Source organism: Kitasatospora sp. NPDC059973 (assembly GCF_042737525.1).
GTDB lineage: Bacteria > Actinomycetota > Actinomycetes > Streptomycetales > Streptomycetaceae > Kitasatospora.
Genome location: NZ_JBHWUI010000012.1, coordinates 24564 through 37305, shown reverse-complemented (window position 1 = coordinate 37305; position 12742 = coordinate 24564). Strand labels below are relative to the sequence as shown.

19 protein-coding genes are annotated in these 12742 nt (G+C 72.6%); 8 read left to right on the top strand and 11 right to left on the bottom strand.

Going from position 1 to position 12742, the window contains the following annotated elements; all coding sequences use genetic code 11:
- Positions 1-75 precede the first annotated feature (75 nt).
- From ACFWA9_RS05670 to ACFWA9_RS05635, 8 genes are all read right to left on the bottom strand, one after another.
- Complete coding sequence (locus ACFWA9_RS05670) at positions 76-522, bottom strand: gas vesicle protein K (protein WP_380383394.1); 447 nt, start codon at positions 520-522, stop codon at positions 76-78.
- Positions 519-770 (bottom strand): gas vesicle protein, encoded by a 252-nt coding sequence (locus ACFWA9_RS05665; protein WP_352292977.1) that lies wholly within the window; start codon positions 768-770, stop codon positions 519-521. The genes ACFWA9_RS05670 and ACFWA9_RS05665 overlap by 4 nt, the downstream gene beginning before the upstream one ends.
- The gene (locus ACFWA9_RS05660) at positions 767-1576 is read right to left on the bottom strand and encodes a GvpL/GvpF family gas vesicle protein (protein WP_380383391.1); all 810 of its coding nucleotides are present in this window, start codon (positions 1574-1576) and stop codon (positions 767-769) included. Before ACFWA9_RS05660 ends, ACFWA9_RS05665 begins: the two co-directional genes overlap by 4 nt.
- Positions 1576-2040 carry a gas vesicle protein gene (locus ACFWA9_RS05655; RefSeq protein WP_329486067.1) on the bottom strand — a complete coding sequence of 155 codons (465 nt, stop codon included), beginning with the start codon at positions 2038-2040 and terminating at the stop codon, positions 1576-1578. The genes ACFWA9_RS05660 and ACFWA9_RS05655 overlap by 1 nt, the downstream gene beginning before the upstream one ends.
- 52 nt (positions 2041-2092) lie before the next feature.
- Positions 2093-2341 (bottom strand): gas vesicle protein GvpG, encoded by a 249-nt coding sequence (locus ACFWA9_RS05650; protein ID WP_329486068.1) that lies wholly within the window; start codon positions 2339-2341, stop codon positions 2093-2095.
- A gap of 58 nt (positions 2342-2399) precedes the next feature.
- Complete coding sequence (locus ACFWA9_RS05645) at positions 2400-3113, bottom strand: GvpL/GvpF family gas vesicle protein (RefSeq protein WP_380383387.1); 714 nt, start codon at positions 3111-3113, stop codon at positions 2400-2402.
- Positions 3114-3116: 3 nt separating this feature from the next.
- Positions 3117-3566, bottom strand: coding sequence for a gas vesicle structural protein GvpA (locus ACFWA9_RS05640; RefSeq protein WP_329486070.1), 450 nt, complete (start codon positions 3564-3566; stop codon positions 3117-3119).
- Between the two features lie 179 nt (positions 3567-3745).
- Positions 3746-4123: a gas vesicle protein gene (locus ACFWA9_RS05635; RefSeq protein ID WP_380383384.1), complete on the bottom strand. Its 378-nt coding sequence runs from the start codon at positions 4121-4123 to the stop codon at positions 3746-3748.
- A gap of 208 nt (positions 4124-4331) precedes the next feature.
- On the opposite strand from ACFWA9_RS05635, the gene ACFWA9_RS05630 reads away from it, so the two are divergent.
- From ACFWA9_RS05630 to ACFWA9_RS05615, 4 genes are all read left to right on the top strand, one after another.
- Entirely contained in the window at positions 4332-5363 is a 1032-nt protein-coding gene (locus tag ACFWA9_RS05630; protein ID WP_380383381.1) for a histone protein, read from the top strand.
- Positions 5360-6511 carry an SRPBCC family protein gene (locus ACFWA9_RS05625; protein ID WP_380383378.1) on the top strand — a complete coding sequence of 384 codons (1152 nt, stop codon included), beginning with the start codon at positions 5360-5362 and terminating at the stop codon, positions 6509-6511. The genes ACFWA9_RS05630 and ACFWA9_RS05625 overlap by 4 nt, the downstream gene beginning before the upstream one ends.
- Before the next feature lie 157 nt (positions 6512-6668).
- Complete coding sequence (locus tag ACFWA9_RS05620; RefSeq protein WP_380383376.1) at positions 6669-6995, top strand: hypothetical protein; 327 nt, start codon at positions 6669-6671, stop codon at positions 6993-6995.
- Positions 6996-7000: 5 nt separating this feature from the next.
- Positions 7001-7225 (top strand): DUF6296 family protein, encoded by a 225-nt coding sequence (locus tag ACFWA9_RS05615; protein WP_329486077.1) that lies wholly within the window; start codon positions 7001-7003, stop codon positions 7223-7225.
- A gap of 226 nt (positions 7226-7451) precedes the next feature.
- On the opposite strand, the gene ACFWA9_RS05610 is transcribed toward ACFWA9_RS05615, so the two are convergent.
- Positions 7452-7880 carry an SsgA family sporulation/cell division regulator gene (locus ACFWA9_RS05610; protein WP_380383373.1) on the bottom strand — a complete coding sequence of 143 codons (429 nt, stop codon included), beginning with the start codon at positions 7878-7880 and terminating at the stop codon, positions 7452-7454.
- Between the two features lie 411 nt (positions 7881-8291).
- Here ACFWA9_RS05610 and ACFWA9_RS05605 point away from each other — a divergent pair, with 411 nt between their 5' ends.
- The 3 genes from ACFWA9_RS05605 to ACFWA9_RS05595 all read left to right on the top strand — a co-directional run bounded on the left by ACFWA9_RS05605 (position 8292) and on the right by ACFWA9_RS05595 (position 10494).
- Complete coding sequence (locus ACFWA9_RS05605) at positions 8292-8939, top strand: RNA polymerase sigma factor (protein WP_380383370.1); 648 nt, start codon at positions 8292-8294, stop codon at positions 8937-8939.
- The gene (locus ACFWA9_RS05600) at positions 8936-10060 is read left to right on the top strand and encodes a CU044_5270 family protein (protein WP_380383367.1); all 1125 of its coding nucleotides are present in this window, start codon (positions 8936-8938) and stop codon (positions 10058-10060) included. Before ACFWA9_RS05605 ends, ACFWA9_RS05600 begins: the two co-directional genes overlap by 4 nt.
- Positions 10061-10284: 224 nt before the next feature.
- Positions 10285-10494: a hypothetical protein gene (locus ACFWA9_RS05595; RefSeq protein WP_380383364.1), complete on the top strand. Its 210-nt coding sequence runs from the start codon at positions 10285-10287 to the stop codon at positions 10492-10494.
- Positions 10495-10499: 5 nt separating this feature from the next.
- Here the strand turns inward: ACFWA9_RS05595 and ACFWA9_RS05590 are convergent, their stop codons facing one another.
- Positions 10500-10676 carry a hypothetical protein gene (locus ACFWA9_RS05590; RefSeq protein ID WP_380383361.1) on the bottom strand — a complete coding sequence of 59 codons (177 nt, stop codon included), beginning with the start codon at positions 10674-10676 and terminating at the stop codon, positions 10500-10502.
- Between the two features lie 268 nt (positions 10677-10944).
- Between ACFWA9_RS05590 and ACFWA9_RS05585 the strand changes: the two genes are divergently transcribed.
- Positions 10945-11289, top strand: a complete 345-nt coding sequence (locus ACFWA9_RS05585; RefSeq protein WP_380383358.1) for an ATP-binding protein — start codon at positions 10945-10947, stop codon at positions 11287-11289.
- A 64-nt stretch (positions 11290-11353) separates the two neighbouring features.
- Here the strand turns inward: ACFWA9_RS05585 and ACFWA9_RS05580 are convergent, their stop codons facing one another.
- Positions 11354-12679, bottom strand: a complete 1326-nt coding sequence (locus tag ACFWA9_RS05580) for a pentapeptide repeat-containing protein (RefSeq protein ID WP_380383355.1) — start codon at positions 12677-12679, stop codon at positions 11354-11356.
- Positions 12680-12742 lie beyond the last annotated feature (63 nt).

The following is a 12742-nucleotide window of genomic DNA, read 5'->3' as shown; positions in this document are numbered from 1 at the left end:
GCCACCGATGGCGGGACGGCCGGTGACAGCGGGACGGCCGCGGACGGCGGGACGGCCGGTGATGCCGGGGGCCGGCTACGGGGGCGGTAGGAGGCTTCCCAGCGGGCCGAGGTCGAGGTTCAGGTCGGCGCGGTTCAGCCCGTAGCGGGCGCAGAGGTCGTCCATCCTGTCGTGAAGCGCCATCAGGGTCGCACCGAGTCGCTCCTCCTGCTCCTCGCTGAGGTCCCCGGCGTCGACCCGGCGCAGCGCCTGGCGCTCCATGAGCTGCCGCAGGAGTTCGACCAGGGTGAGCACGAGCTGGACCAGGTCCCGTTCGACGTTCTCGGGGTCGGTGCCGTCGGTGTTGATCCTGCGGGCCGGGTGGGGCTGCCGGTCCCGCACCCGGCGGCCGTCCTCGGGGGACGCGGGCAGCAGGCGGAACGCGCGATCGGCGGCCGCGGCGACCTCCGCATAGCGACGGTCCCGGCCATCGCGGTCGGCGCGGCCGGTACCGCCGGTCCGACCGGCGTCCGAGGGGCTCACGGCGCATCACCGCCGAGCCGCCTGCCGTCCTGCCACGGAGAGAGCTCCGGGCCGCTGATCGAGACGATCAGGGCCCGCAGCGAGATGCGCACGAGGTCGACGTCGGCGACGGACAGCACGATGTCGCCGGTGAGGACGACACCCCCGCCCAGCAGCCGGTCCAGGAGGTCGACGAGGGCGATCCGGCGGTCCGGCAGCGGCTCCTGCCCGCCGTACCGGTCGCCCGGCCCGGGCTGCTGACCGTTCATACCGGCCGTTCACCACCCGTCGGCTCGTCCTGGGGCAGGACGGCGAAGGAGTAGGGCGCCCACGGGCCGGTGACCTCGACGCGGACCCCGTTCAGCCCCTGCCCCGCCCGCAGGACGTCCTCGCGGAACACCCCGGCCCGCTCCACGGGCACCAGGTAGGCGTCGTTGAGCACGTTCTCGCCCTGCTCCCCCACCGGCTCCCCGCTGTGGACGCGGTGGTGCGCCCGGGCCACCGCCAGTCGGGCCGCGGCGGCCTCGACCCGGGCCGCCACCTGTTCCGCGGCGCGGTAGCGCTCCGCGTGCCGGTCGCGCACGGCCCTCCGGGCGTGTAGGTACGCCCGGCCCGGCCCGACGTCCGCGGGCGGCGGACCCTCGGGCACCGGCTCCGGTGCCGGAGCCTCGACATAGATCTTCACGCCCCATTCGACCTGCGCCGCGAGCCGGTCGAGCGCCGCCGTGAACTCGTCCTGCCGGGCGTCGAGGGCGCTGCGCACGCCGTCGTCGTCGAAGTACACCGTCGCGAGGCGCAGCGGGAGGACGGTGGTGACCGCGGCGAGCGCGGCGACCACGGCGTGGTGGGCCCGGGCCGCGGTTTCGAGCCACTGGAGGTCCTCCAGGTGCTCGGCGAGGGCGTCCTGGCGGAAGTCCTCGGCGGGGACGCGGCTGACGGCCGCCGCGAGCCCGGGGTCGTCGGCGTGCAGGAGCAGCACCGGGGCGCCGGCGATCCCGTGCGCGCCGGCGGCGGCGGGCCCGAGGGCTTCGGTGCTCCGGGCGATGGCGTAGGCGTAGACGACGGTGCCGGCCATCACTCCTCCCGGGTGCGTCGCGTGCGGGGCGCCGGGGCGGCGCGCTTCGCGCGTGCGGGGCGGCGGACGGGGGGCTCCTCGGCGGCCGGTGGCAGGCCCGGCTCCGCCCGCAGCCGGGCGAGTTCGCCGCGCAGGCGCTCGTTCTCGGCCTCCAGCTCCCGTGCCGGCTCCCGGTCGGCGGCCGGCAGGCGGTCGCCCCGGGCGCGCGAGGAGAGCGAGGGATCGTGCTCCCACCAGTCGATGCCCATCTCCTTGGCCTTGTCCACCGAGGCGACCAGCAGGCGCAGTTTGATGGTGAGCAGTTCGATGTCGAGCAGGTTGATCTGGATGTCGCCGGCGATGACGATGCCCTTGTCGAGGACGCGTTCGAGGATGTCGGCGAGGTTGGCGGAGGAGCCCTGGGCGTAAGGCGGTGCGGCTCGGGAGGAGGTGGAGCCGAACCTGTCGGCGATGGGTTGTGTCACGACCGTTCGGCCTTCCTCTCCTGGTTCGGGCCCCTGGCCGGGCCCGGGCGGGTCACGGCTCCCCGCGCTGCCATGCCCTGATCTCGTCCAGCCGGTCGAGGAGTTCGTCCTCCCGCCGGTCGAAGGTCTCCTCGTCGATGTCGCCGGCGAGCAGGGCCTGCTCCAGTTCGGCCAGTTCGCGTTCGACGGGCGCGGGATCGTAGTACTGCTGCTCGGCTGCTTCCTGGATGCGTTCGGCCACCCACACGGCGCCGCGGACGGGTGCCAGCGGCAGGGTGAGGATCTGCGTGATCAGACCCATGGCTTCCTCGCTTCCTCCGCATCATCTTCTCCGCGTCGTCTTCTCCGCGTCCTCGGACTCAGACGAAGCTGTACGCGGGCAACGGACCGTGCAGGCGCAGGTCCACGCTGTCACCGAGTTCGGCGGCGAGGCCCTTCTCGGCCGTCAGGAAGGCGTCCTCGGCGTCCCGGGCGACGAGGAAGGAGATGCTCAGGAAGACGTCGCCGGACGCCGGGGAGGATCGCTCGTCGCGGGCGTGGGGCCGCAGCGCCTGGGTGATGCCGGCGGCGAGGGCCTCCTGGCGGGCGCGCACCTCCTGGGAGACGAGCTCGCCGAGCACCACCGGCGCGTCGGGGGCGGCGCGCCCGCCGCGGATCTCGTCGTTGAGGCGCCGGGCCTCCGGCGACTCCGCCAGGATCCGGCGCAACAGGCTCTCCTCGTCCTCGGTGGCCTTGAGGTGGAACTCGGCGCACCCGTCGAGTTCGCTCAGCCGGGCCGCGTACTGCTCGGCGTTTTCGGTGAGGGCCGCGCGGACGGCGTCGTCGTCGGGGGCGGTCAGGCCGAAGCGCAGCGGGAGAACCGTGCCGCCGGCCATGAGGCGCTCCTGCACCGCCTGGTGGGCGGCGAGGTCGCGGCGCTTGGCGCGCAGGCCGGGCGGCGCGTCGCTGACGACCGCGGTCAGCCGTCCGCTGTCGACGGTCCGCAGGGCGGCGGGGTCCGCTCCGACTCCCGCGAGGCCGCTCAGGTCGAGCGGATGCGTGCCGGCGACGATGGAGTAGACGTAGACGGCCATGGTTCACTCCTCGCGGTGCCGGGCCGGTCGGCGGGCCGGGCGCTCGCGCTTCTCGGCGGGCTCCTTCTCCTCGTCGCGGCCGCCGCGCACGGCGTCGGTGACGGCCTCGACGGCGCCGGTCAGCGCACCCTTGCTCTTGCCCTTGGCCCCGCCTTCGGTGACCTCACCGACGATGTCGGTCAGTTGGGCGGGCGCCTTGCGCCCGGACTCCAGGTCCAGACGGTTGCAGGCCTCCGCGAACCGGAGATAGGTGTCCACGCTGGCGACCACGATGCGGGCGTCGATCTTGAGTATCTCGATCCCGACCAGGGAGACCCGGACGAAGACGTCGATGACCAGGCCACGGTCCAGGATGAGTTCGAGGATGTCGTACAGGTTGCCGGACCCGGCGCCGCCGGGCCCCGCACCGCGGGAGGCCACGCCCCCGCCTGCTGACTGCGGTACGACTGTCACGCTGGGCTCCGTTCCCGGTCGCTCGCAGCGATGTGCGGGTGGCCGTTCCTCTCGTGTCGGTCGGGCGTTCCGGCGGCCGCGGTACGGCGGACCGGCCGGGACGGCGTTTCGGGCGCCGGCGAGTCTTCGGACGACGACGCGTCTTTCGGACGACCGCGCGGTCTTCGGGCGACGCCGAGTCAGAGCCGGTCGATCTGGCCCCGGCTGTACCGTCGCGTGCGCTCGTAGGCGACCAGTTCACCCTCTGCGTCCAGGGTGACCCGGTAGGTGGCCATCACACTGGTGGTGGGAGGAATCCGCTCCAGCTCCAGCACTTCGACGTCCGCCTGCCAGCCGTCCTCGGCGGGCTTCACCGCGGAGACCGACTCCGGGGCCCGGCCCAGCAGTTCTTCGAGCTGCCGGGCCGCACACCGGATGGCCTGCGGAGCGGACACCTTGCGCGGCCGCCGCCGTGGGGCCGCCGCGGCCCGCCGGGCCGTAGGAGTACGGGCCGGTGGGCTGTCCTCGTCGGAAGGACGCCGCGTCCTGCGCGCGGGCCTCTCGGGATCTGCGGCCATGACCATCTCCGGGCTGTTGTCCCGGCCGCACGCCTGCCCCGGGCCGGGATCAGGCAAACGCGCGCGCGCCGAATAGGAACATCCCAGCTGGGAACACGCGTCGGTTGGGGCGGGGTGCGGCGACCCGGACCGCGACATGTGCACGAAATGCTGCCCTCCGCGCGATGCTCCTCGGCCCTCTGGCCATGCCGCCTGAAGGGAAGACCTCATGAACGACACCACCAAGATCGCCCTCGCCGCCGCGGTCGCCGGCGGGTACGTCCTCGGTCGGGTGAAGAAGGGCAGGATGGCGTTCGCCGCGGCCACCTACCTGGCCGGCCGCCGCTTCGGCCTGGACCCGCGTCAGCTGGCGACCGAAGGGTTGCGCAAGCTCGCCGACACCCCCCAGATGGCGGAACTCAACGAACAGGTCCGCGGCGAGCTGCTCTCGGCCGGACGCAAGGCGGTCGCCGCCGCTGCCGACCGCCAGCTGACCAACCTCGCCGACACCCTGCGCGACCGGACCAGGAACATCGGCGCGAAGAAGCAGGAGGAACCGCCGGACGAGGACGAGGAGGAGTACGGGCCGGAGGAGGACGAGGACGAGCCGGCCGACTACGAGGAGGAGGACGCCGAGGAGGACGAGACGGAGGACACGGAAGACACGGAGGACACGGAGGACGACGAGGACACGGAGGACGACGAGGACGACGAGGCCGGTGACGACCGGGACGAGGACGAGGACCGGGAGCCGGAGGACGAACAGGGCGAGGACGAGGAGCCGCCGGAGCCCCAGAAGCGCCGACGCAGCGCCCGCAAGGCGGACGCGGAGGAGGAGCCCGAGCCCGAGCGGCCCCGGCGCCGTCGCCCGAGCGCGAGCGCCGCACCCCGCTCCCGGAGGCGGCCGCCGAAGGAGACGGACTCCGCCGAACCCGCCGCCGAGAAGCCCGCCCGGAAGAAGCCGGCTTCGGCCACAGCGCGCGAGAGCCGCCCCGCGGCCAAGAGGAGCACGCCCGCCGGGAAGACGACCGCCGAGAAGACGGCGCCCGCCCGGAAGACGGCACCGGCCCGGAAGGCCGCGGCGAAGAAGACGGCGCCCGCCAAGAAGACGACGACCGCGGCCCGGGCGAAGCCCGCCGGCAAGGCGGCCACGACCGCGAAACGGGCTCCCGCGAAGAAGGCCCCGGCCAAGAAGGCCACCGCCAAGAAGACCGCCGGGACGAAGCCGGCGGCCCGGTCCGGGCGCGGGAGGGCATCATGACCACCACGCAGCGCGGCGCCCCCGACACGGACGACGTCTCGGGCCTGGACAGGCTTCGCGAAGAGGTCGTCCACTACCTCGGCGCGCAGGCCGAACACCTTGCCGAGAAGGCCGGGGGCAAGCTCACCGAGGTGACCGACCAGCTCAGCGACGTCGCGGCGAACGGCGGGACCCTCCCCGCGGTCGGCGCCCGCGTCCTCCAGGGCGACTCCCCGGTGAAGGCCTTCGTCGGGGAGAAGGCCAAGAGCCTCAAGGACAACGTCGTCGGCAAGTTCAAGGAGGCCTTCGGCAAGGGCGGGAAGGGCGGCAAGAAGGCCGGCAGCACCAAGGTGATGAACATCGTCGAGGTGCTCGACGTCGGTGTCCCGCTGCGCCTCGCGTACGACCGGTGGACCCAGTACGAGCAGTTCAGCGGGTTCACCAAGGGCGTGCGCAGCGTCAACAAGGGCGATGACGTCAGCAGCGACTGGAAGGTCAAGGTGGGCCCCTCCACCCGCAGCTGGAAGGCGACGGTCCAGGAGCAGGTGCCGGACGAGCGGATCGTCTGGAGTTCGGAGGGCGCCAAGGGCACGACGCACGGCGCCGTCAGCTTCCACGAGCTGACCCCGACCCTGACCAGGATCGTCCTGGTCGTCGAGTACTTCCCCTCGGGGCTCTTCGAGAAGACCGGCAACCTGTGGCGCGCCCAGGGCCGCCGGTTGCGCCTGGACTTCAAGAACTTCCAGCGTTACGTCACTTTCGGTGACGACGAGGTCGACGGCTGGCGCGGGGAGATCCGCGACGGCGAGGTCGTCCGCACCCATGAGGAGGCCATGGAGGACGAGGAGGCGGCCGACCAGGACACCGAGGACACCGAGGACGGCGAGGACACCGAGGACGGCGAGGAGACCGAGGACGGCGAGGTTGACGAGGCGACCGGCCAGGACGCCGAGGACGACGAGGGGTACGACGACGAGGACGAGGAACCGGAGGACGAGGACGCGGACGACGACTACGCCGAGGACGAGGACGAAGGGGAAGAGGAAGAAGCGGAGGAGGACGAGGGGTACGACGACGAGGACGAGGAGTACGGCGAGGACGAGGAGGACGAGGAGGACGAGGACGAGGAGGACGACGCCGACCGGCCGGCAGGCCGCGGCGGTCGCTGAGACGCGGCCGACCGCGCGGGCACGGCCCCGGTACGGGCCGTCCCCCGGCTGGGCGAACGATCGGTCCCGCTGCCGCGCCGCACCCCGTCCGGCGCGGCAAGGTGGGTCGCGTGCGCGTGCAGAGCGCACAGTCCGCCGAGTCCGCGAGCTGATTCGCATGTCCGAGGACGGCAGCGAGGCGTTCATCGCCGTCCGGCCCCGCCACGTCGTCCAGGCCACCGCGGACCGGCCGGCCCAGCACGCCGACGCCGCCGCCCGGGGAGCGCTGCGCGCCTACCGCCGGGCCCTGGATCCCCACCGGCCCGCGCCGGTCACCGGCCGGGCCGTCGCCCTGCCGCTCGCCGAACTCGACCTCGCCGCGGAGGAGCGCGCCGCCATCGACGCCGCGCGCGACCCCGCGCTCCCCGAACCCGACCGCGCCCGGGCCCGCGGCGCGGCCCACACGCTGGGCTGGCTCCTCGGCTTCCGCCCGCTCACGGGGTGACCCCGATGACCATCTCCCCCGGCAGCGCCTACGCCCTGCGCCTGCGCGACGCGGTCGGCACGGTCCGCCCCGCCGTCGTGACGGCGAGCACCCGCACCGGTCCGGCCGGGCACCGCGTCTTCGCCGACAGCGACGGCGCCCTCCAGGTGGAGATCGCCTGCACCGGCGAGCACCGCATCCTGCGGAGCGCGCGAGGGCTGCGCATCATCTCCGCCGCCTGCCTGTCCTGACCCCAGGGCCGCCTGCGGGCGCGGTCAGCCGCCTGCGGGCGCGGTCAGGGGCCGGACGACGACTCCGGCCCCTGGCGGATGAATGGCTCCGACCCGACGGCCGGCTGCCACTGCGCGTCTACCCGGCCGGCGGACATGCACGCCGCCCGTCGGGGTTGGTGCACCGCTCCCGCGACACCTCGTGCAGCGCCCGCCGCCGGGTTCGACCCCGCCGGCGTCCGGCCCGCTACGCCGTGCGCGAGTCCTGGCCGCTCTCCCGGTTGAGGAGGTGGCCGATGCAGGCGTCCCAGTCGATGTGCCGGCCCTCGGTGCCCACGGGTACGGCCTGGTAGGTACGGGCCAGGAAATCGGCCAGGTCGCGGGTGCGGGCGAGCAGCAGGGCCACGCCACGGCTGTCCCCGTCGGAGATGGCGATCCAGGTGTGCTGCCGGTCGGCCGGTTCGATCCGGACGTCGCCCTCGCCGCAGACGCGCTCCAGCCCGGCGGCCAGCAGGTCACGGCCGAAGGTCCAGGACACGGGTACCGGTTCATCGGGGAAGAAGCAGTGGACGGCGTACGGGTCGTCGCTGCTGTAGGACAGCTCCACGGCTACCGACACGAGCGTGTCCGGGTCGGTCTGCAGGCACATCGTGGTGCGGGTCGGGAACACATCCATCCCTCTGGTCTCCCCAGTTTCGTCACGGCGGGTCTGCCGTCTGCCCCGCCGGAGCAATGTCACGCACCCCCATCCGGGTCGAGTTCGGCCGGACCGGCCGTCGGCGGGTCGGGCGACGGCCGCCGCGGTGACGACCGGGCCGCCGAAGCCGGCCGGACCCCTCGGAGTCGGACGCCGCCGGTCCCGTACCGCACGTCCGGCCCCGACACCCGCTCCGCCCTGGTCAGGGAGCCCGGGGCGCGGTCAGGGCGGCGGGACCGGCCGGTACAGTTCCGGGTCAGGGCCTCGCCCTGACTTCGGGTGCGGTGCGCGAGCCCGGAGGAGAACCGTCACCGCCCGACATCCCTCAGAGCATCGCCCCGTGTGAGGCAGGTCACCGGAACCGGGCGCCCGCGGCGGACAAGGCACGGTGTGGACTACTCATCGCACGCCCGGATACGCGCGGGGGACCCCGAAGCGTTCAGGGAACTCTTCCGTGACCATGCCCCGCTGGTCCATCGGCACGCCGTCCGCGTGAGCGGTGACCGGGACCTCGCCGAGGACGTCGTCTCGCTGACCTTCCTGGAGGCCTGGCGGCTGCGGGACCGGCTGCTCGACCACGAGGCCGGCCCGCGTCCGTGGCTCATGGGCATCGCCGTCAACGTGCTGCGCAACACCCGTCGTGCCGCACGCCGCCACCAGGCGGCCCTCGGGCGTCTGCCCGCCCGCGACACCGTCCCGGACTTCGCCGACGAACTCGTCGGACGCCTGGCCGACGCCGACCAACTCGCCGCCGCCCAGCGGGCGCTGGGCAAGCTGCGCCGCGCGGAGCGCGAGGTGTTCACCCTGTGCGTCTGGTCCGGGCTGGGGTACGCCGAGGCCGCCGCCGCCCTCGGGGTCCCGATCGGCACCGTGCGTTCGCGCCTCTCACGCGCCCGCACGCGGCTGCGCAAACTCGCCGGACAGGAACTGACGAAGAACCGGGAACCGCTTCCGCGCCCCGGACAAGTACAGGGCGGCCGCACTCACGCGGCCCGGTCGTACGAGTCGCACGAGTCGCACGAGGAGACGTACGGATGACCCGCAAGTTCTGGAAGCGGTCCGAGCCCCTGACCCGCACGGAGCCGGACCACGGGGAGTCGGACCACGCGGAGCTCGCCAGGCTACTCCCGCCCCCGTCGGCCCCTCCGATGTCGCTCGACCGTCAGCTGCTGTTCGAGGAGCACCTGTTGAACGAGATCCGCACCCCAGCCCCCACACCCGCCCCCACGGCCACGAAGCGGCCGGTCCGGCGCGCCCTGCTGATCGCCCTCCCCGTCACCGCCGCCGCGCTCACCGCCGTCCTCGCCGTCGGCGCGCTGACCAACGGCGTCGGCGGACCGCGTACGGGAGCGGCCTCCGTCGAGGCGCCCGTCGTGCCGGTCGAGGAGGGCAGCGCCCTCCAACTCGTCTCGACCGTCCAGCAGATCGCCGCCGCCGTGAGCACGCAGCCGACCCCGGAGCCGAAGCCCGGCCAGTACATCTACGTCAAGAGCAAGGTCTCCTTCCTGTCCTCCTCGCACAACGGCGACACCGACGAGTCCAGGACCTGGGTGCAGCCGCTGCACCAGCGCGAGGTCTGGCGGACCCCCGACGCGCTCAAGGGCTGGCTCGACGAGCCCGGCTACCAGGCCGAGGGCGGCATCACCCTGGACAGCGACGGCCCCCACTCCAAGCCCGTGAACGGCCAGGACATCCCCGGCGAGCCGCTCCGCCACTCGTACGACTGGCTCAAGGCCCAGCCGACCGACCCGGACGCGCTGCTGAAGGTGATCTACACGACCGTCACCGGTCCGCGGGACCGGGACCAGCAGGCGTTCGAGACGATCAGGGCGATCGTCAACGAGCAGCTCGTGCCCGCCCAGAGCGCCGCCGCGCTCTACCGGGCCGCCGCGAAGATCCCCGGCGTGGTCGTCGTCCAGAACTCCCAGGACGCCGTCGGCCGCACCGGCCTCGCCCTGGCCCGCCTGGACGAGCAGAACGGCGAACGGACCGAGCTCGTCTTCGACCGTACGACCTTCACCTACCTGGGCAGCCGCGGCATCCAGGTCAAGCAGGTCAACGACATCAAGCCCGGCACGGTCACCGAGCGCACCGCCGTCCTGGAGCGGGCCGTCGTCGACGCCCAGAAGGAACGCCCCGCCCCGGGCACGACCGCCTGAGCCGCGCCCCCCGACGCCGGGCCCCGCCCAACGGGGCCCGGCACCCCTGCGCCGCGACGGCACCTCCCGACGCGCCATCCGTCCACCGCCGCGCATCGAGCCCTACCGTCGATCAATCACCCGACGACGGGTGCGCCGGCGGTGTGCGTACGCTGGGAACGAGCCTTCACCGTCCGGGGCCAACCGGTCGCCCTGGGCAGCCCCGATCTCCGAGGTCGATCCCCATGGCGCACCCCCTCAGCCGGCTCAGGGCGGCGATGGCCGCGCTCGGCGAGCTCGACCTCGCCGCGGCCACGACCCACCACGCCGTCGACCTCACCGGGGCCCTCGCCCCCGGCATCGCCGGGCGGTACCGCGAACGGCTGGCCCCGTACCGGCGGCAGCCCGTGATCCGCCGGGCCCTCGACCGCCTGGACCACACCGCACCCCGGTAGGCCGGTCAGTGGATCTGGGTCCAGCCCTCGGGTGACATGGTGACGTCGGCGATCCCGCGATAGACCTTCCGCTTCCAGACGGTGCTGCCGTCGCCGTATTCCGGCAGGGCTTCGCGGGCTTCCTGTTCGCTGTCGAAGACGTATTCACGCCCCTTGGCCGTCCGGATCTTCCATTCGTCCATGGGCATTCCGGCGAGACCTGGTCCGATCATCATTTCCGGCACTTCCAAATCTCTTGAAATGCGGCCTCAAGCCCGGTTACCTTCCTTGCCAGTGCCCCTTTTCCCGGGCGACAGCTCGTAGGCCGGGCGCAGCGGCCGCCCACCCGGGTGGCGGATTTCCTCCCTGGTCATGAAGCGGGTATTTCGAGTGCCGATGTCGGCAGTTCCTCATCACGGGGGGGGTAATCGTGCAGAACGAAGACCTGCGGAGCACCAGCTGCCGGGGCCCGTGGTGCACGCCGTCTACCGGACCGTCCAGGAGAGCCTGACCAACGCCCGCAAGCACGCGCCCGGCGCCACCGTGTCCATCCGCCTCGACCGCGACCCCACGCTCCTGCGCCTCCGCGTCCACAACGGGCCCCCCGACCCGACCACCCGGCCACCGCTCCGCCTACCCAGCAGCGGCCACGGCCTGACCGGCCTGCGCGAGCGCGCCACGATGCTGCGGGGCACCCTCACCACCGGCCCGGCCGCCGGCGGCGGCTTCCAGGTGAGCCTCACCCTCCCCTGGGCTTCCGGGGTGAGTGCCTCGGGGTCGCAGCCTTCGGCCCCGGAACGAAGTCCAGGACGGTGACGGAGGATCGACCGGCGACCGACGACCGGCGACCGGCGACCGGACACGTCGGAGGGCCACGACGTCACGCCCTCCACCCCTCCGGTGGCCGCAGGCGGCCCCAGCGGACGCTGGTGCCGCTGAACTGCGCTTCCTCGCAGGCGACGACGCCCTCGGTCACCTGGGCACGGACGAAGGAGAGCATGCCCCCTGTGAACCTGGCGCGGTCGAGGGTGACCCTGCCCCCGCCGAACCGTGCGTGATGAAAGGTGACCGTGCTGCCGGTGAACTGTCCGTAGTCAAGTGTGATGGTGCCATCAGCGAACCGCGCGGCGTAGAAGCTGACCGTGCTGTCCGTGAATTCCGTATCGTCGAGGGCGACCACGCCGCCGACGAACTGCGCGTGGTCGAAGCTGACCGTGCCACCTTTGAACTGCGCACGGTGGAAGGCGAGCGAGCCGGCGGTACACCTCGCATGGTTGATGGTGACGGTGCTGTCGGTGAACCGCGCCCGCTCGAAGCTGACCGTGCCACCATTGAACTCGGCCTCGTCGAGGGCGACCGTCCCGCCACTGAACCGCGCGTCCTGGAACGTGATTGTTCCGGACGGGTCGAACAGAGCGCCACGAAGGGCGACAGTACCGCTGCTGAACCGCGCCTCGTCGAAGTTGACGGTGCCGCCGTCGAATCGGGCTTTGTCGAACCTGACCGTGCAGCTGCTGAACCGTGCGCCGCGAAAGACGACCGTGCCATCGCTGAACCGCGCTTCGTCGAAGATGAACGAATCTCCGATGAATTCGGCACCGGCGAAGGAGACGCTGCCGTGGAAGTGGCTGCCGGAGAAGTCACCTCCGTCGAAGGTGGCGCGCGTCAAATCAAGCGCGTAGGCCGACCAGGACGTCCGTTCCTGCCGCCCCTGAAGGTGGTCGCGAATGACCCGGATGATGGTGTGCCGGACCTCCCGTTCTCCCTTCCGGTACCTCTCGGACTCGGGGTCCCATTCATAGGGCATGCGCAGATAAGCGCACAGCACATCGATGCAGACCTGGCGTTGGTCCTCCCAGTCATCGGCCAGCCGGGCCATCGCGTACACGCCGGCAAGGCGTACCGCCGGTGTGTCATGGCCGAGCTGGCCGGCCGCGGTGGTGTAGCGCTCGGCGAACTGGGTGGCGTCCGACCGATGAGCTTCCCCTTCGGCGATTCGCTGTTTCCGATAGGCGTAGACGCCGGCGAGCACCGCACCAAACACCGTCAGAATGGCGATGGTGAGTCTGATGGCGTCTGCCGCGCTGGTGGTCTCTGCGGAGTTCGGCCCGTCGGCCGGCCCTTCCGTGAGCCGACTCACCAACCAGTACCCACCGATTCCGGCACAGCAGACCGCGACAACAGCAAGGCAGGCCACGATCCACACAGGCCATAGGTCTGGCGCGTACCGACCGCTTGGATTCTGCGATCGGCGTTGCCACCAGCGTCC

Coding starts and splice junctions, on each gene's coding strand:
- ACFWA9_RS05615 (WP_329486077.1), top strand. CDS start 7,001: ATGACCATCTCCCCCGGCAGCGCCTACGCCCTGCGCCTGCGCGACGCG.
- ACFWA9_RS05600 (WP_380383367.1), top strand. CDS start 8,936: ATGACCCGCAAGTTCTGGAAGCGGTCCGAGCCCCTGACCCGCACGGAG.
- ACFWA9_RS05645 (WP_380383387.1), bottom strand. CDS start 3,113: ATGGCCGTCTACGTCTACTCCATCGTCGCCGGCACGCATCCGCTCGAC.
- ACFWA9_RS05590 (WP_380383361.1), bottom strand. CDS start 10,676: ATGGACGAATGGAAGATCCGGACGGCCAAGGGGCGTGAATACGTCTTC.
- ACFWA9_RS05660 (WP_380383391.1), bottom strand. CDS start 1,576: ATGGCCGGCACCGTCGTCTACGCCTACGCCATCGCCCGGAGCACCGAA.
- ACFWA9_RS05650 (WP_329486068.1), bottom strand. CDS start 2,341: ATGGGTCTGATCACGCAGATCCTCACCCTGCCGCTGGCACCCGTCCGC.
- ACFWA9_RS05625 (WP_380383378.1), top strand. CDS start 5,360: ATGACCACCACGCAGCGCGGCGCCCCCGACACGGACGACGTCTCGGGC.
- ACFWA9_RS05630 (WP_380383381.1), top strand. CDS start 4,332: ATGAACGACACCACCAAGATCGCCCTCGCCGCCGCGGTCGCCGGCGGG.
- ACFWA9_RS05610 (WP_380383373.1), bottom strand. CDS start 7,880: ATGGATGTGTTCCCGACCCGCACCACGATGTGCCTGCAGACCGACCCG.
- ACFWA9_RS05620 (WP_380383376.1), top strand. CDS start 6,669: ATGTCCGAGGACGGCAGCGAGGCGTTCATCGCCGTCCGGCCCCGCCAC.
- ACFWA9_RS05665 (WP_352292977.1), bottom strand. CDS start 770: ATGAACGGTCAGCAGCCCGGGCCGGGCGACCGGTACGGCGGGCAGGAG.
- ACFWA9_RS05595 (WP_380383364.1), top strand. CDS start 10,285: ATGGCGCACCCCCTCAGCCGGCTCAGGGCGGCGATGGCCGCGCTCGGC.
- ACFWA9_RS05635 (WP_380383384.1), bottom strand. CDS start 4,123: ATGGCCGCAGATCCCGAGAGGCCCGCGCGCAGGACGCGGCGTCCTTCC.